This window comes from Desulfotomaculum sp., from assembly GCF_982386235.1.
This window is the reverse complement of the sequence record NZ_CEVWQM010000011.1, coordinates 82,393-101,428: the sequence shown is the minus strand read 5'-3', so window position 1 is coordinate 101,428 and position 19,036 is coordinate 82,393. Positions and strand designations below refer to the sequence as shown.

Sequence of the window (19,036 nt, the reverse complement as noted above, 5' to 3'; positions counted from 1 at the left end):
ATGACACAAATACCGATTACCCACAAGGGCATGTCGGGGTATCGATAGCACCTTGCAAATTGGATGGGTTTATGTTTCAATCAAAGGCTTACGAAATTATTTTTGTACTACAGGTGGTGGGAAAATGAGTATAAAACTGCGTCTGGGTGGGATTACTGCCAATAGCGTGGTGGATGGTCCTGGGTTGAGAACGGTGGTCTTTCTGCAAGGCTGCCCTCGTTACTGTGCGGGTTGTCATAATGAAGAACTTCTAAAGCCCGAAGGTGGCAGGGAAGTAACCATCGAAGAGGCTGTGGAAGAAATAAAGGCTACGATTTCCCCTTTGACCCAGGGGGTTACCTTCAGCGGTGGTGACCCGCTGCTGCAGCCGGAAGCCTTAGCTTGTTTGGTTAAAGAACTAAAGGGGTACTTTCCTAGACTGGATATCTGGGTTTATACAGGCTATTGCTACGAGGAGGTAAAGGCTCTGTCCGTGTTTGAGCAAGTGGATGTGCTGGTGGATGGTCCCTTTGTTCAGGAACAAAAGGATTTGGACTTGGTCTTTCGGGGTTCTGCGAACCAGAGGCTGATTGATGTGCCCAAGACGAGGCAGACCGATCAAGTGGTAGAGTGGCAACTGCCAGGGTGGTTAAGAAGCAAGTAATGGGAAATTATAAAATATAAGATTAAGCCATCAGCCTTTGGCTCTTTATCCATGATTTGTTCAGGAGTTGCCTTAGGCTTGGTTGGCGAAAGGCTAACAGGAATGGCTTACAAGGGTAAATATGTCAATTTGAAGCAGGAATATATTTTTTTTAATTGAATATGGTATACCAGTATACCAAAATGGGAAAGGAGGGGTACTTATTCTAAGAGATCATCCTTTGCAACCGGTGGCAAGTGAGGCTTACCCTCAGATTAGGGACAAGGTCTACGAGCAGCTCCGTCAGGCTATGCTGAAGGGTTCACTGAAACCAGGGGAACGTTTGGTAGAGCGCAAACTGGCCGAACAACTTGGCGTAAGCAGGACACCCGTGAGGGAAGCCATTCGGATGTTGCAGTTAGAGGGCTTGGTGGTTCATCTACCGAGGGTAGGTTCTGTGGTGGCCCAGGTTACCGACGATGAAGTAGTGGATATTTATAGAATAAGGGCAGTCTTAGAAGGATTAGCTGCACGAATGGCGGCGGAAAAAATAAACCCGACACAACGGCAGCAATTAACAAATTTGGTGGAGACAATTGAGGAACTGGCAAAGGAGAGGGACTTCGATCGCCTGGAAAAGGTTCATCAGGAATATAACGATTTAATTTACCAGGTAGCGGGTAGTATGCGCCTTTATGGAATGATTACTACCCTGGTGGACCATATCACCCGATATGCAAGGGTTGGCTACTGTCATCCCGGGCGCATGGAGGAGGCCACCCGGGAACACAGACAATTAGTAGAAGCCATAACCATGCGGGACGGTGCCTTGGCGGAAAGGGTTGCCAGGGAACATATTGATCATTCCAGACGAGCTTATTTTAGTGAAGTTGCCATTAGAAGTAAAGTCTAGTGTTGATAGGTTGTGCAAGAGTAGTAAAAATTATAAATAGCCTAAAACCAAGATTATCTTTGGCTGACGGCGAATGATTAGTACCGGAGGTAATGCAATGACAACGAATATACTGATTGGTTTGGCAGCGGGTTTTTTTGGCGGACTGGTTGGGCTGGGCGGCGGCGTGATTATGATTCCACTGATGGTGGGGGTCCTAAAAATGAATCAGCATATGGCCCATGGTACCAGTCTTGTGGCATTGATTTTCACAGGGCTGGCAGGTGCCGTCACCTATGGTTTAAATGGCTCAGTTGATATCATGGCGGCCGTGCTTTTGGCTTCCACCGCTGTCTTTACTGCCAGGGCAGGGGCGCGTTATGCCAATGCCTTGCCTGAATGGAAGTTGAAGAAAGCCTTTGGCGGGTTTTTGATTTTTGTCACCATGATGTTACTGATCAAGCCTTACCTGCCTCATCTCTCAGCCACTACAGCGGAATGGGTAAAAATAGCGATCTTGCTCATGACAGGGTGTTTTACCGGTTTCCTCTCCGGCATGATGGGGGTGGGTGGGGGTACCATCATGGTGCCTTCAATGGTGTTATTGCTTGGTTTCACTCAATACATGGCCCAGGGCTGTTCCCTTTTGGCCATGGTCCCTGTGGGAGCAGTTGGGGCTTATACCCATTGGCGGTTAGGGAATGTTAGTACCAGTATCCTATCCGGATTGGTGCCAGGTATTCTTATTGGCACATATCTCGGTGGGTCCCTGGCCCATATCCTACCGGAGGTGGCTTTACGCATTATCTTTGCCATTGTGATGATCCGCACCGGGATAAAATATTTAAGAACACCTAAGCCTCAACCTGATGTGGCCTAGCGCAACAAACCCCTTGGCTTTCTGTCTGCCAAGGGGTTTTTAATTTGTGATAATTCTTTGCGGGGAATTTTATATTTTTTGCAAGGTTGTATTTGTCACCATGTATTTGTCATTATGGTTAAGTTGCTATAACATGTATGGTTTATATGCAATTAAATGATTTTAAGGTATAAATTTGTCGCTACATATATTGGCCTAAAGGTTTCGGTATCATTGATTAATGTTGGTTAATAGGTGTTGGGGCAATGTTGTTTATTATAAATATTAGGTGTATGATGATGGTGTTGATTGCTTTGTTTGTATTTTTCAACTTTAATGGGAGGACTTATCATGTTCGGTGACATACAAGGGGATTTAATGGTTGCAATTATGTTGCTTTACCTAATTGGAGCATTCATACCATTTTTATATAAAGGTAATGTAAGGTTATCCCTTGTTACAGGATGTATCACTGGGGTTATTGCTAGTTTGTTGGGGTTAGGTTTAGGGATTGAAGCTCTCTTTAGCATGGAAGCAGCTAAAGTAAGCTTTGGCCAAGTTTTACCCGGGGTAGAGCTTACGGTTCAAATTGATCGCTTAAGTGGTTTCTTTTTAACCACCATCTGTCTTGTAACTTTCCTAGTTGGTTTTTATTCTTTGGGTTATATGAAAATCTACCGTCATGAGAATATCGCTTGGTGGAATTTCTGTTATAACATTTTTATACTATCCATGATCCTGGTAGTGACTGTAAACAACGCCATCGTTTTTCTTGTTTTCTGGGAGGTAATGACTTTAGCCTCTTATTTTTTAGTTACCTTTGAGTATCGTTCGCAACAGGTTCGTAAAGCGGGTTTTATTTACATCGCCATGACCCACCTGGGTACGGTTTTTATTATCGGTGCCTTTTTAGTCATGGCCAAGGGATTTGGCGGTTGGGGTTACGAAACGCTGGCAAGCAATAGTGCCAGTCTGAGTACGATCGATAAAAGCATCGTCTTTCTTTTGGCACTGGTTGGTTTTGGTACCAAAGCGGGAGTAGTTCCCCTTAATGTATGGTTGCCCTTGGCTCACCCCGCTGCACCCAGCAATGTCTCTGCTGTTATGAGTGGAGTAATGATTAAGATGGCTATTTACGGTATGATCCGTGTAATTATTGATATACTAGGTCCCGGACCTGCTTGGTGGGGCGGTTTAGTTTTAACGATTGGAATTATCTCGGCAGTTATTGGTGTGATTTATGCTCTGATGGAGCATGACTTAAAGCGGCTGCTGGCCTTCCATAGTGTAGAAAATATAGGAATTATCTTGATGGGTATCGGGACAAGTCTTGTGCTTTATGCTTGGTCAATGCCTGTTCTTGCCGCCATTGCCTTGGCAGCGGGGCTTTTTCACGTATTGAATCATGCCATATTTAAGAGTCTGTTGTTTCTTGCCACTGGCTCCATTTATTACGCCACCCACACCAGGGATATTGAAAAATTAGGCGGCTTAATTAAAAAAATGCCACAAACGGCACTACTATTTTTAATCGGGGCAATTTCAATATCTGCTATTCCTCCCTTCAATGGTTTTGCCAGTGAATATCAAATTTATCAATCCTTATTAAATATCTCTTACCTTAATGTGTCAGGATTTTGGAGCATTGCCGGTATCCTTGCTTGTGTTGCCTTAGCCCTAACCGGTGCCTTAGCTGCGGCTTGCTTTGTTAAAGCCTTTGGGATATCTTTTCTTGCCTTACCTAGAACAAAAAAATCCGCTAGGGCCAGAGAGGTTCCACTTAGTATGAGGCTTAGTATGGCTCCCCTGGCGGCATTATGTTTAGTACTGGGAATCTTCCCCCAAGTGGCTATGAATGCCCTCACAGGAGTTGCCAGTCAATTGGTTCCTGGTTCGCAAGTACCTGAGATCACAACCTATAACTTTACTTTAGCCTTGGTACTGATCGTCACGGTGCTAATGTTGGTAGGTTTGAGTAGATTGTTCGGTGCGCAACGGGTAAGAAAGTCTGAAACCTGGGGCTGTGGTATTGAGACGGATGCTACGATGGAGTATTCCGCAGCATCCTACTCCCAACCAATCAGACGTGTTTACCGTGGTTTACTACAGCCACGGCGCAAGATAAAAATAAGAGGGAAGGCTTTGCCTTATTTTGGTTACAATATTTATTTTGAGGAACATGTCAAGTCGATGATCAGGGAGTGTTTGTATAGTCCTTTAAGAAGATTAACCATCACTACTTCAAAAAAATGGCGTTGTATTCAAAGTGGTAACATTAATTTATATTTGAGTTATGTTTTTCTAACTTTGGTAGTTCTTTTAGTTTGGGTTAGGTAGGTGGTTAAAAGATGGCGGTTAAAATATTAATTACGCTGGGGCAATTTGGTTTTTTAATACTGATTGCTCCTTTAGTCAATGGAATAATAAAAAAAATCAAAGCCTTTACTCAGTGCCGGAGGGGGCCAGCCCTTCTACAACCCTATTTTGACATCATTAAGTTTCTGCAGCGGGAACCGGTTGTATCGGATCATACTTCTTGGGTAACTCAGCTAACACCGATTATATGCCTTAGTGCCTATCTAGTGGCCGGGAGCCTGGTTCCCCTATGGGAGCATGAAAGCCTAGGCACAGGTGACATCATTGCACTGATCTATCTTTTTGCCTTGGCCAGATTCTTTCTGGCCTTGGCAGCTTTGGAACCAGCCAGTGCCTTTGGGGGTATGGGTTCCAGCCGTGAAATGATGATTACCTCCCTCGTGGAACCGGTTATGGTGGCAGGGTTATTTGGTTTAGCAGTGGTTGCCGGAACCACTGATCTAAACGGGATCAAGGGTTCAGGACAGCAGCCTGCGGGATTGCTGATGTTCATCGGTTTACTGATTGTAGCGGTGGCTGAAACCGGGCGCATACCTGTGGATAATCCGGATACTCATTTGGAGTTAACGATGGTACATGAGGGAATGTTACTGGAATATGCAGGAAAACAGGTCGGCTTGCTGCATCTGGCGGCAATGATAAAACAGGTGATTTTACTCATTCTCCTGGTACATCTGTTCTGGCCTCAAAGCACAGGTACCCCAGCTTATTTGGCATTGGTTTTTATGGTTGGTAAAGTCATAGGACTAGGTTTGGTACTGGCTATGGTTGAAAGTGTTTTGGCAAAAATGAGGTTGTTTAAATTACCGGAACTCATGGCAGGGGGTATGGCCTTTTGCCTACTGGCAATCGTAAGCACATATTTAATCTAGGGAGGTGTGTCAATGCTTGATTTTTTTGTCATTCTTTTTCTTATTGTTTCATTATTAATGCTGGCTGGGAGAAGCATTACCAATCATATTACCTTGCTTTGTGCCCAGGCCCTAGCCCTTTGTGTGATGGCGTTTTACCTAGGGCTAGCCACCGAGGAGATAAACTGGCACATGGTTATCGTTGGCGGACTAACCTTCGTGGTCAAGGTTATTGTTCTCCCGGGGGTACTTTACAAACTGGTGCATAAGGTAAAAGGACACCGTGAAGTTGTACTTTCAGTAGGCGTGGTTTCCTCTCTATTAATAGGGATTTTGTTAATTGGACTGACCTACGGTTATATCGTTCCTGTGTTATTAAAGGATATTCAAGTGGGGGGGCATCTACTTTCGGTAGCTTTATCAAGCATTTTGCTTGGCTGTTTTTTTATGATCAGCAGGCCCTCCGTGATTAGTCAACTAATTGGGGTTGTAGCAATGGAGAATGGCTTGTTCCTCTGTGCCTTAGCGATTACCGGAGGAATGCCCCTGATCATCGAATTGGGTATTTTTTTTGATATCCTTGTGGGGGCCTTGGTAATGGCGATCATAACTTATCAAATCAATGGAACCTTTGCTTCCATCGATACAAAACTCTTAAATAAACTGAAGGGGTAAAAAAATGCTGTATGTTCTGCTCATCGTTCCGATTATAACTGGTATTTTATGTTGCCTACCGATCAAACCTAGGTGCTCGGAAGTAATCAATATGATTGGTTCTGTGCTGACGGGAATTACGGCAATTTATTGTTCGATCAAACTTTTCATGAGCGGCCCAGTTGAAAATATTAACAGGTTATTAATTATTGATGAGCTGTCTGCGGTACTTGTTTTTATCATCGGGGTGGTGGGAACCTCCTGTTGCCTGTATGGAGTTGCTTACCTGCGTCAAGATTTAAAAAACGGTGCAATAACAGAAGATCGCATGGGCCTTTTTTGGGGTTTGCTGCAATTTTTCGTAGCAACCATGTATCTAGCGGTTCTTGCAGATAACCTTGGGGTTATGTGGGTGGCCATTGAGGGAACGACCATCGTTTCTGCCCTATTGGTTGCCTTTCAAGGCCATAAGGCCGCCTTAGAAGCAGCTTGGAAATACATCATAATTTGTACGGTTGGCATTGCCTTTGCAATGCTTGGGATCATTCTAACCTTTTATGCAGCCAGAGGGGTACTGGGTAGTAGCGAACTAAGTCTTAGTTGGCGACAGCTTTATCCTGTGGCGACACAATTAGATCCTTCTTTGATGAAATTAGCCTTTATTTTTATACTAGTGGGGTATGGGACCAAAGCAGGTTTGTTCCCATTACACACCTGGCTTCCGGATGCCCATAGCCAGGCATCTTCACCGGTGAGTGCATTATTGTCCGGTGTGTTGTTAAATTGTGCGATCTATGCCATTATTCGTTTTCATCTGCTGACGACGATGGCTGTGGGTGAAGGTTTTTCGGCAAAGCTGTTAATCATTTTTGGTTTGATGTCAATGGTTGGTGCTTTGCCTTTTATCCTGGTGCAAAAGGATATTAAAAGATTATTGGCCTATTCCAGTGTTGAACACGTAGGTATCATCATCCTAGGTGTAGGAATAGGCGGCGTATTGGGCTACACGGGTGCCGTGTTGCATCTCATTAACCATGCTCTGGGCAAGTCGGTTTTATTTCTTAGTGCGGGCACGTTGACGCAAAATTATAGAAGTAAGTTAATTCCCAAAATGCAAGGAATTGGTCAACTACTACCCATTACTTCGGCAATCTTTATGGCCGGTCTGCTTGCCATTGGAGGGGCACCACCTTTCGGGTTGTTTTTTAGCGAATTAAATGTTGCCGCCCAGGTTTTTCAAACCCTTGGTACAGGAGTGGGCTTGGTTTTTCTAATGGTTATAGCGGTTGTTTTTACGGGGTTAATTTATTTCGCAGGTAAAATGTATTTCAGTAATCTGCCAACTCGCTTTCCCAGGGGGGAGCAGTTTTCGGTAAGCCATTTACTCGTTCTGTTACCCATTTGTTTGTTGCTTATCCAAGGAATATATATGCCAGATGTGGTTCAACAGTGGTTAGGCAGGGTAGTGAATTTTATGTCCAATGGAGGTATACCAAGTGTATAGTCAATCATTTTGGAAGGTAATTAACGATCACCAGGAATATGATCTGATTAAGGTAACTTCACATTTTGCAGTCCAAAGGATTAAACTGGGTGTAGCAGCGGAAAAATTTCCCGAAGTGGTAGCCACTTTAAAAAAACGTGGGGCTTTTTTATTAACGATGACAGCCACAGATAAAAGAAAACTTTTTGGAAATTTTGCGGTATATTCGGTTTTTGCCCTTCCCGCTGAAAAGATCATCGTTGAAATAAAGATCGTGTTGGAGGCTAAGAACCCAACCTACCCATCCATTACTCCCATTATGCCTGCAGCACACTGGTTGGAAAGAGAAATGAAGGATCTGTTCGGCATTATCCCAGAGGGACATCCGGATATGCGTAGGTTAGCTGTTCATCCGGACTGGCCGGCGAATGTTTACCCCTTGCGCAAGGATTTCATTTCAAACACAAAGGTTCCGAGAGTTGCGGGGGAAATGGAATTTTGTTCTGTCAAGGGAGAAGGGATTTATCAGGTTCCAGTAGGACCCATTCATGCAGGGATTATTGAGCCGGGGCATTTTAGATTTTTTGCCTTCGGTGAAGACGTAATAAATTTACAAGCACAACTATTTTATACCCACCGGGGGATCGAAAAGGCAGCGGAAGGAAAGTCCTATTATGATGCAACACTGGTTGCAGAAAGGGTTTGTGGTGTTTGCTCCGCGTCTCATGTAGTAGCCTATGCCCAAGCTATCGAAACCTTGGCAGGAGTAGATGCCCCTAAGAGGGCATTGTATAGCCGGACGATCCTATTGGAGTTGGAACGGCTTTACAATCATATTGGGGATATTGGCAATATTTGTGCCGGGGTGGGCTTTTCCTTTGGTATTAGCCGTGGGGCTATTCTAAAGGAACGGCTGATGAGAATAAATATGCGCCTAACGGGTCACCGGTATCTCAGGGGAATGGTCATTCCCGGTGGCTTAAGAAAAGATTTAAGGATTACCCCAAAAACTAGTTTGGAATTAATCGAACTGGAGCAAGAATTGAATAATCTTACCGCTACCATACTTTCATCTCAGTCAATACTTGATCGTCTTCAAACAACCGGAATTTTAGACACGGAAACAGCATTAACACTGGGAGCAGTTGGTCCGGCAGCCAGGGCTTCGGGGGTTGACAAGGATTTGCGCAGGGATTTACCCTATGGAGCCTATCGAAAATTAGACTTTCGGGTGCCGGTTCAAATGGGGGGAGATGTTTATTGTCGATTAAAGCAACGGATTGAAGAATGTCAGCAATCCTTTGCTATTTTGCAGCAGGCCCTTAAGCAAATGCCACAGGGCAAAGTAGTTGTTGAGATTCCTTATTTACCACCGTACCGGACGTCCGTCGGTTATACCGAATCAGCCCGGGGTGCCAATGTGCATTGGGTGATGAGTGGGCCTAACAATACAATTTACCGTTATATGGTTCGTTCTGCCTCCCATTGCAATTGGCCGGTCCTGCCCCTATGTGTACCTGGTAATATTATCCCTGACTTTCCTTTAATTAATAAAAGTTTTGAATTATGTTATGCATGCTTAGATCGATAAAGTGGTGGTGAACCCATAATGCTAAAATTGCTAAAAGGTTTAATGAATACCCGGATCGTTACGGAAGATATAAATACGCGGGATCAAGGCTGCGGGAGAGGTCTGCCAATTATTAATCAAGAAGTTTGTCAAACCGGTTGCCAGAGATGCACACAAATATGTCCTACTGGGGCGATGATAAATAAGCTTGTTGACCCCAGAGTTTGTATTTTCTGTCATGCCTGTCGCCAGGTTTGCCCTGTAAGTGCCATCGATGAGACAGATATCCCCATTATTACCCATAACCCCTCAGAAGAGCAATTAGGGCAAGATTTACGAAACAAAATCAGAAAAATTTGTCGTAGATCCCTTCATATCCGCTATGTTGATGCGGGTGCCTGTAATGGATGTGATTTTGAAATTAATTCCACCACCAACCCCGTGTATGATATACAACAGTATGGAGTGGATTTTGTGGCATCACCCCGCCATGCTGATCTGTTGCTGGTTACCGGATCAGTAACCAGAAATCTTGAAATCGCACTGCAAAAGACCTATCAGGCATGCCCTAAACCTACTTTAGTTGTGGCAGTTGGGGCTTGTGCCTGCGGCGGGGGCATATTTAAAGAAGCTTACGCCGCTGGCGGTGGTGTTGCAAGGCATCTGCCGGTAGATGTATATGTTCCCGGTTGTCCACCTACACCTGCTTTAATTATAAAAGGAATTTTAGCAGCAGTTGCACAAAGGGAAACCGCACGGTAATGGGATTATCATACCCATGCAGTGCGGTTTCTTTTTGTGCCGACCAAAGGGCTGAAATTTTGATAAAGGATTATTTTATTTAAAATTCGTAACAATTACCCAAATATAGAATATTAAAAATACCAATGTGAAATAGTAACAAAAATAAAAAGGAGGCTAAAATATGACTGCTCAATATGGAGCGCACGAAGTAATGGAATTGCACGAAGTTCTTACAGGGACCATCGATGGTATCAATCAATTTGAACTTTATAGACCCTATATTACAGATCAGAGTTTATCTTTAATCATTGACAAACAAATAAACTTTTTGACCCAGGAATACAATAATATGGTTAGTGCATTCACTCAAAAGGGAATGACTCAGATAAGACCGTACGACGCCCCCATCAACAGTCAGCCGATTTACGGTTTAGACAACCCAAAAGCACAAAGCCCGAATTCTCCTCAGCAAAGGCTAGATAACAAGGATATAGCCAGTGGTATGCTTGGCTACCATAAATCCTCTGCTATTTTAAAATCAATGGCTTCCCTAGAATGTGCGGACCTTACCCTAAGAAGAATGGTCCAACAAGGGTCCATTAACTGCTCGGAAATGGCTTACGAGGTTTGGCAGTATATGAATCAAAACGGTTATTACCAGGTTCCCACCATGAAGCAGATGACAACAGAAACGATGATGCGTACTTATACACCCATGTCTACTATGCCAAACATATCCAATGTGGAAAACATAGGGAACCAGGAAAACGCCTATAGCAATCATCTCAATACGATGACAGGCGGTATGGATTATACAGGCAGCCTCAATGGGATGGATGGTCCGAATATCAGCAATATTACTCCGGTGGGAAGTTACCAATAGGTTACATAATCCCTAGCGGTTTTGTACAAAATAAGCCGAGAATCGTATTAAATTAAAAGGAGGGATTTACTTTGAATCAGCACATCCATTGTATTGTTAGTGATTGTCACTACTGGAACCAAGGGAACAAATGTCATGCCAATGAGATATTGGTGGCCACAGACAAATTTGGTGCTTCCCAACCCGATAAGATAGATGCTAGCATGGCAACTCAGCTAACTCCCGAATCCGCTGGAACATGCATGGAAACCTGCTGTAAGTCCTTTGTTCCTAAGGGCTCCAATAAAGCTACTGCTGATAATATTTCTAAAATGTCGTAACCAGCAAGAAGGGGTTGTTGCTATGAACCAAATGGTTCTAGCGAACAACCCCTTAAAATTTAATTAAGAACACGGTTTGCCAAGTATAATATGCCACTTCACAGATTGCTATTTTTGTTATAACATTTACTTAGGTAGATTAAAAAAGGCCGATTTCTGTGGAAGCTGTACCTCCGTACAGCTTATTAATATTGGAGGGCTTCATTTTGAAAGAAGATTTGGCAACGGTCCAACAGGCCGCGGGTAAGTTGGCAGTGGGGCAAACAGTTTCCATTTGGACTAGAAATTTCATTTTACTCTGCATGGCCAACTTGACCTTATTTATGAGTATGCATGTACTTCTCCCCACACTACCCTTGTATCTATTGGAGATTGGTGGAGATCAAAGGGCGGTGGGCTATGTCATGGGTGCCTATACCATTAGTGCTACGTTCATTCGGCCCATCTCTGGTTGGTTAGTCGATTACTATGGCCGTAAAAAAATTTTGATCCTAGGGATGTCGATGGTACTGGCCTCCTCTGTCCTTTATAAACTTGCTTCGACTGTTTCCCTGCTGATGGTGGTACGTGCCTTTCACGGTTTAGCCTTCGGAGTGGTCAGCACAGCCATTGGCACCATCGTGGCGGATAGTTTGCCCACGGCTCGTTTAGGTGAGGGAATGGGCTATTTTGGGTTAACCTCATCTCTTTCAATGGCCCTGGCCCCTTTAGTCGGTCTGTGGTTGGTGGGTAAATCAGGTTACTCCCTGTTAATTCTAGCCGTATGTCTGTTGGCTTTGTTGTCCTTTTTCTGCAGTGTGCCTGTGAAAGATGCGAATACTCCCGGCAATGCTTCGGTTAACTCCTTTAGCGGCATTTGGGCTAGTCTACTGGAGAAGAATGCACTGCCGGCAGCAGGCGTGATATTTTTTTTGGCCGTTGTTTACGGGGCAGTGATTTCTTTTATTACCTTATATGCGGCTGAATGTGGCATTGCCAATATTGGCTTGTTTTTTACGGCCAATGCCATAACCATGCTCATTTCCCGACCTATATCCGGTCGCTGGACCGATAGAGGTGGTACCGATAGGGTGTTATTGATTGGCCATCTGGCCCTGTTTATCGCGATAACAGCCATTGGTTTTTCTCACACCATCGTAGGTTTCCTTATTGCCGGCGCAGTCTTTGGCCTTGGTTTTGGATTTTGCATTCCCACTTTACAGGCTTTAGCCGTGCGTTTTGTACCGGCCCACCGTAGGGGTGCTGCCACGGGTACCTTCTTTGCTGCCTTTGACCTGGGAATTGGTTTAGGAACCATTATCTGGGGCTATGTAGCAGTCATTACAGGTTTTCAGATTATGTTTTTCACAACCCTGCTTCCCTTAACGATGGCTGCGATGATTTACTTCCGGTATAGAGCTTCCCGGCAACCAAATTATTACCAGTTAAAAGCTTAAATACCAATGTAACATTTTCTGACCGCCTTCCATATTATGGGGTAACTCAATGAGGAAGGAGGATTTAATATGTGTGGAGGTTCTGGTAACAATTATTCCTTTATTTTGTTCTTAATCCTGATTCTACTGTTCTTTGGTAAAGGCTATGGTTTTTATGAGGCTTAAAGACGAATCACTTTAGGAAGGGACCCTGGCTCAAATTGAGCAAGGGTCCCTTCCCTTTGCAACACATTTTCCAGGTAGCCTCGTTTATCTTAGCATATTTAACACATATACTCCCACTGGGGTTCCGATTGTGAGGATAGCCAGCAGGTAAAGGCCCAGGGCACCCCTTAGGTTCCCTTGTTTACCGGACCAACGGCCATAGTTTACCAATTTAATGATAGCCACGAGCAAGATCAATAAACCAAGAATGATCGTAATCATAGCGGGTTATCTCCTTCATCAATGCCCTGTTCGGGTCTAAGCAGGGGCATGATGCGAAACAAGTTGCCGGTTCGCCTAAGTTTATAGTCCACTTCAATATTTACCTCAGCCTGTTCATAAAGTTGCCGCCACTTTAATTCTTGCCATTGCTTTTGGGTTAATACCAAGTGCCTGGCTTTGGTGCCAAAGCCCAGAATATCTGCTTTATATTCCTGCTGGGTCTTAATTATTAAATCCTCCGCCTGTTTTTTTATCATATCTGCAAAGACCTTTTCCAGGATAGGCCGGTACTTGGGTAAAGCATAATCAATGGTGCTGGTAGCCCCAAGCAGGTTGCCCTCCAAACTGATTTTGGCATCAATGACAGCCCCCTGATTGGTTAAACGGACTTTAATTTTGGGCTTTCTGGCCGACACGACGTCCATCGAAAGAATGTTTTTGGGTTTCAGGGGATCTTCCATGGAAAAGATCCCACGTTTAAATTTACCCCGCAGCATAGCCTGCACGGTGGTTTCATCCCCGTTTAGTTCCCCCACCATCTTACCGTCTCTAAAAGCCGCTGCACCCATGGCTTCCAAGGCTACACCACCCCTTTTCGCCATCTGTCCGGCAACATAGGCCCCTTCCCGGCGAAGAGTTCCCTTACCGTCCTCCGATGGTTTATTCTTAGAACTGGCAAACAAAATAGAAACCGGTGCGATGCCCTCTACCTTTGACTCATTATAAAACTCTTGCAACTGAATCGAAGGAATAAATCCAGTATATTGGCTAGTGGCTGCCAAAAGTTCAATATACTTAGCAGGATTAGCCTCTAACAGCGGCTTCATCTCATGCAATATTTTTTCAGGTTTATCTTTTGATACCGCCAGAAATGCGGTCCCTCTGGTTTCTCGATACTGGGTTAAGGCTGGGATAAAGATTGCCATGGAACCGTTCCGGGCCATTTTCTCGGAAAAGATAATACCCTTGGCATGCATCAGGGAAATTTTTCGCCCCACAAAGGTGTTTACCATATTCATGGCGGCATACAGACTGGGAGATTCCACCGTGGCTACCGGAGAAGCGGTACCCTTGACTTCATCACCACCTCCGGTACCGTTCTGGGCACCACTGCCACCTGCTAGCTCCTTAGGGTTGGCAATCATAAAGGAGATCCGCAGGTTATTCTGCGTGCCCTCATCAATGCCAATCAGCAGCACATAGGATAAGGCATCTGGTTCATAATGACTGCCGCAACCGGAAAACAGCAAAAGGAGACAAAAAAGTGCCAGTAGGGCTAGCCATCTTTTATTTTGCTTCATTTTCTGCCGGAACCCCTTTCCCCCGCAGGTGGGCGATCAGTAAAAGAAGGGCGGGAATACCAAAGATAAGGATAAAACTGTATTCCCGGTAAGTATAAATAGAAAATAATACAACATCGGGCAAACTGGCAGGAATAAAGGAAATGGCCAGGATCAAAATGGCGGTTGGTAAAATTAAGGGCCGATAATCCGGTAGTCTTAATAGATCACAAAGAATCTTGCAGAAACCATAGATCCCGATGGAAATCCAGAGATAGCCATTAATAACCCAAAAAAGCACGAAAACTGCCTCAATCCTTTGGAGAAATCGGCCCAAATATACACCACGGGCCATCATGTACAAAGGCAAATAAGGTTCTTCCCCCACCACAGCCGGAAAAGTTAGCAGATAGGTGATAATTACCACAAAAAAGATGAGCATGGTTAGCACAATACTTTTATAACCGATCCTTTTGATTTGTTGGGAATAAAAAATTAGAGGAATAGCATATAAAAGATTTAATTCGCCATAGTCGGAACTACGCAAGATGCCATACCGGAGAATCGGATCAAGCCCTTTACCCAATAGGGGAAAGAGCCAATCTAAATTCCAAGCCGGGTAGGTTAGAATGATGATAAATAATACCGCTCCCAAAGAAAGAGGGAAGGATAGATAAGCAGCCCTGGCGATGGTGTTCACTCCTAAATAAGCAACAATAGCAGAGGCAACGATAAAGGTAATCACCATTACACTAATGGGAGTCTCGGGTAGGGCGATAATCACCATCATTTCTGAAAATTTGCGCAGGGTCATGGCCACATCAATTAGCCAGGGCACCAGCACGGCTAACACAATCATCGTGCCTAGATAGGGACCGGCGATATTTTCTGCACTTTCTGGAAAACTATTCCCTCCAAACTTGTTGAGAAACCGCAGAATAAAGGAAAACAAAATCAATGCCAGGCAGCCAGAGAACAGAATAATCAGCCAACTGGCATTACCGCCATAACCGACCATGGTATTCGGAAAGGTTAGAAAGATTTTGCCGGTCATGACGGTGGTTAGTAAAACAATGGCCTCAGTCTCTCCGATTTTGTTTTCCTGCACCAGCAGATCCACCATCCTTCCTTTGGTCGGGGCTTTTCGTTAGCCAACGACGACTTTTGTTGACCTGACGCTGCCTATCCTTCGTTTGTAAGTAATCTGGCCGCTGCTCTTGACTCCATACCGGGTAACGTATCAAGATGTCAGCACTGCGGACAGTCTTTGGAGCCACCGGGGCCAGAAAGGGGACCCCAAAGGAATTCATGCTCAGTAAAAGACAAAAAACGATAAATAACCCTGTGGAAATGCCAAAAAAGCCTAGGGTTGCCGCCAAGAAGATAAAAATAAACCGCATAAAGCGAAGGCCAAAACCAGCAGAATAACTGGGTATGGCATAGGAGGATAACCCGGTTACGGCTACTACGATGATGAGGATAGGGCTGACCAGGGAGGCTGCCACAGCAGCCTGACCAAGAATTAGAGTTCCCACAATGCCCACAGTGGGTCCGATAATTCCCGGCACCCGAACCCCTGCCTCCCGAATTAATTCAAAGGAGAATTCCATTAGGAGAACCTCCACAATGGTGGGAAAGGGTACCCGCTCCTTGGCAGCAGCGATGGACAAGAGCAAATCCGTTGGAATCATTTCCTGGTGAAAGGTGGCCACCGCCACATATAAGGCAGGTAAGAGTACGGTTAAAAGGGCTGCCGCCAGACGGATAAATCGTAACCAAAAGCCATAGGGAAAGCGCACATAATGATCCTCGGGACTGTGCAGCAAGTCCCAAAGGGTTGTGGGCACAAGCATGACAAAGGGGTCGTTATCCACCACAATGGCCACCTTCCCCTCAATCAACATGGAAGCCACCCGGTCTGGCCGCTCGGTCTTAATAATCTGAGGGATCAGGGAAAAGGTATGATCCTCGATAAACTCTTCCAACGTACCGCTTTCTGGCAGGTAATCGGCATTAATGCCGGTAACACGGCTTTTAACCTCTTTCACTAAATTTGTGTTGGCCAGATCCTCTAGATACATAATGGCAACACTGGTTTTGTTACGCACTCCCACCTTTTCATATTCGGTTATTAGTTGCTCCGTCCGCAGGTGTTTCCGGATTAGTGAGGTGTTGTCCTGGATATTTTCGTTAAAACCTTCCTGGGGGCCTTGGACAACCTGCTCTGTTCTGGCCGCTTCGATATTGCGAAAGGCAAAACCTCTGGTTTCGGCAGCTAAGCCATAGGAGCAGCCATCAAAAAGGATCACGGTGGCCCCGCCAGTAACTTCCGTGATAACTTCATCGTAGATCGTTAGCTTTCGAACATGATTGCTGGGCAAATAGCTTTGCAAGATCCTTTGGTAGGTGGCTAAGTTGGCACCTTGGTTCGGGTTCAGATGACTAAGCAGCATGAGAGGTTGTAAAATGGAATGGTTAATGGCTTGTTTATCCACCATGTTTTCCAAATATAGCAGGACAGCACTTACCTCTGGAACGGTACTAATGGTAAAGGAACGAAAAATAACATCCTTATTTTTAGGCAGATGAAATTTCTCTTCCAAATACAAAATGTTTTCAGAAAGAGTGTGTCGTAATTCCCCTGTATATTGTTCATTGGCGGTTTGTTCATTCTGGCTGGTTTTTTTAGGCTTTTTCAACGAACGTCGGGGGTGTGCAGCATTGACAGTGTCCCCCTTGATGTCACCATCGGCAGCCAGTAACTTTTCTTCTTTTGTTTCCTCTAGGATAAATTTACGATCGGTTGGAGGCCCGTCATAGCCCAGAGCCTTTGATAAAAACTTACATAGTTTCATGTTTTCACCTTTTTTGGAAGTTAACAAATAATCTTCCAAAAAATATTCGTTTTATACTGTAATTGTATATAAACCCCAAATTACAGGAGATTTCGAGTATGTGTTGAATATAAAAGTATGTATAGGTCTTTTTTGGAAGGTTTTTTAATTGAGGAGATTTTTAACCTGGAGGGACAACCGATGAGTTTACAAAAAATAGAAGTATTGGGTGAGGTTCTGGAGCTTATTAGGGGTATTTTCCCAATGGATTGCATGATTGCTTTAACCGACCAGGAAAAGTTTATCAAGTATCTACCGGGTAAAAGGATTGATGTCAAGGTAAAACCGGGAGATAAAATTGCTCAAGGGGATGGCATAGCCGCTGCTTTGGCAACCGGTCAAAGGAATGAAACAATGGTTCCCAAGGAAGTGTTTGGCTATCCTTTTAAAGCCGTGGCCCTGCCAATTATTGAAGATGGTCAGATCATTGGTGCCATTGGGGTGGGCTTTGATATTTCTATGCAGGAAGAGGTGGCGAGCATTTCCGAAACCCTGGCCGCATCAACGGAGGAGATCAGCAGCAGCATAGAGGAGATGTCCGCAGCGTCCCAAGAGCTTACAGCCATGCTGGTTCAGTTAACCAATGTGGCGCAAGAAACTCAAAATCGGCTGCATAGGACCGATGAAATACTAAAATTCATTCGGGATATTGCGGGACAGACCAAACTATTGGGTTTAAATGCTGCCATAGAGGCAGCAAGGGCTGGTGAAGCCGGTCGGGGTTTTCATGTTGTTGCCGATGAAATAAGAAAACTCTCTGACAGAAGTGCGGTTTCCGTTAAGGACATTGCCAATATCGTCAAGGAAATACACGATAACACGGGTAATTTAATGGAATACATTGGAAAAACCAGTGAAATAAGTGAAGGTCAATCCGAAGCATCCCAATATATTGCCAAAGCAATTGAGAACAATGCCAAAATGTCTGAAAAATTGAGCATGGTGTCGAAGGAAATGCTATAATAGGATGGACCATCTTTGAAAAAATTGAGGGATAACCTACACGTAGGACTGTTACACGATGAACCCAGTGGTTCTTGGTGTAACAGTCCCTTTTTTATAACACAGGGGCTTCTTGCTTGCGAAAGGATGTCTGTTAACTTCATTTCTAATCAAATTCTAATCTTCTACTAATTATCCTCTAGTTAACCCGTCCTATAATAACGATAAGATAAATTATAAATGGAGGGATTCAAAATGACATTTAACTTAGACCATATTGATGAATTAAAGAGAAGGGCCAATGTAAGCTATGGGGATGCTAAGCAAGCCCTGGAACACTGCAACGGTGATTTACTGGAAGCATTAATTTATCTTGAAAAGGAGAATCGAATTAAACCGGAAAAAGAGCAGGACTGCTCTTCTAAAATGAAGAGTCTTTTTCATAAAGCAAACAATACAAGGTTTGTGATAAAGAAAAAGGATCGTACGGTACTTGATCTGTCTGTGACCCTTTCGATTATCCTAACGGTGTTTGCTTCCTATATTGTGATCCCAGTTCTCCTACTGGCACTGGTCACAGGTCATCGAATGAGGTTTAAGGGGAAAGGCGGGGAAGATATCAAGGTTAACCAAACCCTCAATAAAATATCCAACGCGGTGGATTTAGCGAAAAAGAAATTAACCGAGGAAGATCGAAACACCACAGCTTAATAAAATACCCATGAAAAATAACCTACATTAAAAAGTGTAGGTTATTTTTTCATAATCCCTTGCGGCTTGAAGGGTTATAATTATTTTAAGTAT

Annotated in this window: 18 protein-coding genes; 14 read left to right on the top strand and 4 right to left on the bottom strand. The window is 44.2% G+C overall.

The window, feature by feature from the left end; genetic code table 11:
- The first annotated feature begins 124 nt into the window (after positions 1 to 124).
- The 12 genes from nrdG to AC1U9Z_RS08560 all read left to right on the top strand — a co-directional run bounded on the left by nrdG (position 125) and on the right by AC1U9Z_RS08560 (position 12,690).
- On the top strand, positions 125 to 643 hold the full coding sequence (gene nrdG, locus AC1U9Z_RS08615) for an anaerobic ribonucleoside-triphosphate reductase activating protein (RefSeq protein ID WP_479957022.1): 519 nt from the start codon (positions 125 to 127) through the stop codon (positions 641 to 643).
- 229 nt (positions 644 to 872) lie between these two features.
- Entirely contained in the window at positions 873 to 1,535 is a 663-nt protein-coding gene (locus AC1U9Z_RS08610; RefSeq protein ID WP_479957035.1) for a GntR family transcriptional regulator, read from the top strand.
- A 97-nt stretch (positions 1,536 to 1,632) separates the two neighbouring features.
- On the top strand, positions 1,633 to 2,394 hold the full coding sequence (locus AC1U9Z_RS08605; RefSeq protein ID WP_479957020.1) for a sulfite exporter TauE/SafE family protein: 762 nt from the start codon (positions 1,633 to 1,635) through the stop codon (positions 2,392 to 2,394).
- A gap of 330 nt (positions 2,395 to 2,724) precedes the next feature.
- A complete protein-coding gene (hyfB, locus tag AC1U9Z_RS08600; RefSeq protein ID WP_479957018.1) occupies positions 2,725 to 4,710 on the top strand; it encodes a hydrogenase 4 subunit B in 1,986 nt (661 codons plus the stop codon).
- An 11-nt stretch (positions 4,711 to 4,721) separates the two neighbouring features.
- Positions 4,722 to 5,621 carry a respiratory chain complex I subunit 1 family protein gene (locus AC1U9Z_RS08595; protein WP_479957016.1) on the top strand — a complete coding sequence of 300 codons (900 nt, stop codon included), beginning with the start codon at positions 4,722 to 4,724 and terminating at the stop codon, positions 5,619 to 5,621.
- Between the two features lie 12 nt (positions 5,622 to 5,633).
- Positions 5,634 to 6,275 carry a hypothetical protein gene (locus tag AC1U9Z_RS08590; RefSeq protein ID WP_479957014.1) on the top strand — a complete coding sequence of 214 codons (642 nt, stop codon included), beginning with the start codon at positions 5,634 to 5,636 and terminating at the stop codon, positions 6,273 to 6,275.
- A gap of 4 nt (positions 6,276 to 6,279) precedes the next feature.
- On the top strand, positions 6,280 to 7,758 hold the full coding sequence (locus AC1U9Z_RS08585; protein ID WP_479957013.1) for a hydrogenase 4 subunit F: 1,479 nt from the start codon (positions 6,280 to 6,282) through the stop codon (positions 7,756 to 7,758).
- Positions 7,751 to 9,328, top strand: coding sequence for a hydrogenase large subunit (locus AC1U9Z_RS08580; RefSeq protein ID WP_479957011.1), 1,578 nt, complete (start codon positions 7,751 to 7,753; stop codon positions 9,326 to 9,328). Before AC1U9Z_RS08585 ends, AC1U9Z_RS08580 begins: the two co-directional genes overlap by 8 nt.
- Before the next feature lie 18 nt (positions 9,329 to 9,346).
- Positions 9,347 to 10,069 (top strand): NADH-quinone oxidoreductase subunit NuoB, encoded by a 723-nt coding sequence (nuoB, locus tag AC1U9Z_RS08575; protein ID WP_479957009.1) that lies wholly within the window; start codon positions 9,347 to 9,349, stop codon positions 10,067 to 10,069.
- A gap of 163 nt (positions 10,070 to 10,232) precedes the next feature.
- Positions 10,233 to 10,934: a spore coat protein gene (locus AC1U9Z_RS08570; RefSeq protein WP_479957008.1), complete on the top strand. Its 702-nt coding sequence runs from the start codon at positions 10,233 to 10,235 to the stop codon at positions 10,932 to 10,934.
- A gap of 71 nt (positions 10,935 to 11,005) precedes the next feature.
- Positions 11,006 to 11,254, top strand: a complete 249-nt coding sequence (locus tag AC1U9Z_RS08565; protein WP_479957006.1) for a DUF1540 domain-containing protein — start codon at positions 11,006 to 11,008, stop codon at positions 11,252 to 11,254.
- A 206-nt stretch (positions 11,255 to 11,460) separates the two neighbouring features.
- The gene (locus tag AC1U9Z_RS08560; RefSeq protein ID WP_479957004.1) at positions 11,461 to 12,690 is read left to right on the top strand and encodes an MFS transporter; all 1,230 of its coding nucleotides are present in this window, start codon (positions 11,461 to 11,463) and stop codon (positions 12,688 to 12,690) included.
- A 249-nt stretch (positions 12,691 to 12,939) separates the two neighbouring features.
- On the opposite strand, the gene AC1U9Z_RS08555 is transcribed toward AC1U9Z_RS08560, so the two are convergent.
- Genes AC1U9Z_RS08555 through AC1U9Z_RS08540 form a run of 4 tightly spaced genes read right to left on the bottom strand, consistent with a single transcriptional unit; the run spans position 12,940 to position 17,251 of the window.
- Entirely contained in the window at positions 12,940 to 13,116 is a 177-nt protein-coding gene (locus AC1U9Z_RS08555) for a hypothetical protein (protein ID WP_479957002.1), read from the bottom strand.
- Positions 13,113 to 14,417 carry a Ger(x)C family spore germination protein gene (locus AC1U9Z_RS08550; protein WP_479957000.1) on the bottom strand — a complete coding sequence of 435 codons (1,305 nt, stop codon included), beginning with the start codon at positions 14,415 to 14,417 and terminating at the stop codon, positions 13,113 to 13,115. Before AC1U9Z_RS08550 ends, AC1U9Z_RS08555 begins: the two co-directional genes overlap by 4 nt.
- The gene (locus AC1U9Z_RS08545; protein ID WP_479956998.1) at positions 14,404 to 15,504 is read right to left on the bottom strand and encodes a GerAB/ArcD/ProY family transporter; all 1,101 of its coding nucleotides are present in this window, start codon (positions 15,502 to 15,504) and stop codon (positions 14,404 to 14,406) included. The genes AC1U9Z_RS08550 and AC1U9Z_RS08545 overlap by 14 nt, the downstream gene beginning before the upstream one ends.
- Entirely contained in the window at positions 15,476 to 17,251 is a 1,776-nt protein-coding gene (locus AC1U9Z_RS08540) for a spore germination protein (protein ID WP_479956996.1), read from the bottom strand. The genes AC1U9Z_RS08545 and AC1U9Z_RS08540 overlap by 29 nt, the downstream gene beginning before the upstream one ends.
- Before the next feature lie 180 nt (positions 17,252 to 17,431).
- On the opposite strand from AC1U9Z_RS08540, the gene AC1U9Z_RS08535 reads away from it, so the two are divergent.
- Positions 17,432 to 18,253, top strand: coding sequence for a methyl-accepting chemotaxis protein (locus tag AC1U9Z_RS08535; protein ID WP_333530959.1), 822 nt, complete (start codon positions 17,432 to 17,434; stop codon positions 18,251 to 18,253).
- A 234-nt stretch (positions 18,254 to 18,487) separates the two neighbouring features.
- The gene (locus tag AC1U9Z_RS08530) at positions 18,488 to 18,943 is read left to right on the top strand and encodes a DUF4342 domain-containing protein (protein WP_479956993.1); all 456 of its coding nucleotides are present in this window, start codon (positions 18,488 to 18,490) and stop codon (positions 18,941 to 18,943) included.
- Positions 18,944 to 19,036 lie beyond the last annotated feature (93 nt).

Bases quoted from the DNA above. Each gene is read 5' to 3' on its own strand.
- AC1U9Z_RS08585 (WP_479957013.1), top strand. From the start codon at position 6,280: ATGCTGTATGTTCTGCTCATCGTTCCGATTATAACTGGTATTTTATGT.
- nrdG (WP_479957022.1), top strand. From the start codon at position 125: ATGAGTATAAAACTGCGTCTGGGTGGGATTACTGCCAATAGCGTGGTG.
- AC1U9Z_RS08530 (WP_479956993.1), top strand. From the start codon at position 18,488: ATGACATTTAACTTAGACCATATTGATGAATTAAAGAGAAGGGCCAAT.
- nuoB (WP_479957009.1), top strand. From the start codon at position 9,347: ATGCTAAAATTGCTAAAAGGTTTAATGAATACCCGGATCGTTACGGAA.
- AC1U9Z_RS08535 (WP_333530959.1), top strand. From the start codon at position 17,432: ATGAGTTTACAAAAAATAGAAGTATTGGGTGAGGTTCTGGAGCTTATT.
- AC1U9Z_RS08590 (WP_479957014.1), top strand. From the start codon at position 5,634: ATGCTTGATTTTTTTGTCATTCTTTTTCTTATTGTTTCATTATTAATG.
- AC1U9Z_RS08570 (WP_479957008.1), top strand. From the start codon at position 10,233: ATGACTGCTCAATATGGAGCGCACGAAGTAATGGAATTGCACGAAGTT.
- AC1U9Z_RS08605 (WP_479957020.1), top strand. From the start codon at position 1,633: ATGACAACGAATATACTGATTGGTTTGGCAGCGGGTTTTTTTGGCGGA.
- AC1U9Z_RS08550 (WP_479957000.1), bottom strand. From the start codon at position 14,417: ATGAAGCAAAATAAAAGATGGCTAGCCCTACTGGCACTTTTTTGTCTC.
- AC1U9Z_RS08540 (WP_479956996.1), bottom strand. From the start codon at position 17,251: ATGAAACTATGTAAGTTTTTATCAAAGGCTCTGGGCTATGACGGGCCT.
- hyfB (WP_479957018.1), top strand. From the start codon at position 2,725: ATGTTCGGTGACATACAAGGGGATTTAATGGTTGCAATTATGTTGCTT.
- AC1U9Z_RS08595 (WP_479957016.1), top strand. From the start codon at position 4,722: ATGGCGGTTAAAATATTAATTACGCTGGGGCAATTTGGTTTTTTAATA.
- AC1U9Z_RS08555 (WP_479957002.1), bottom strand. From the start codon at position 13,116: ATGATTACGATCATTCTTGGTTTATTGATCTTGCTCGTGGCTATCATT.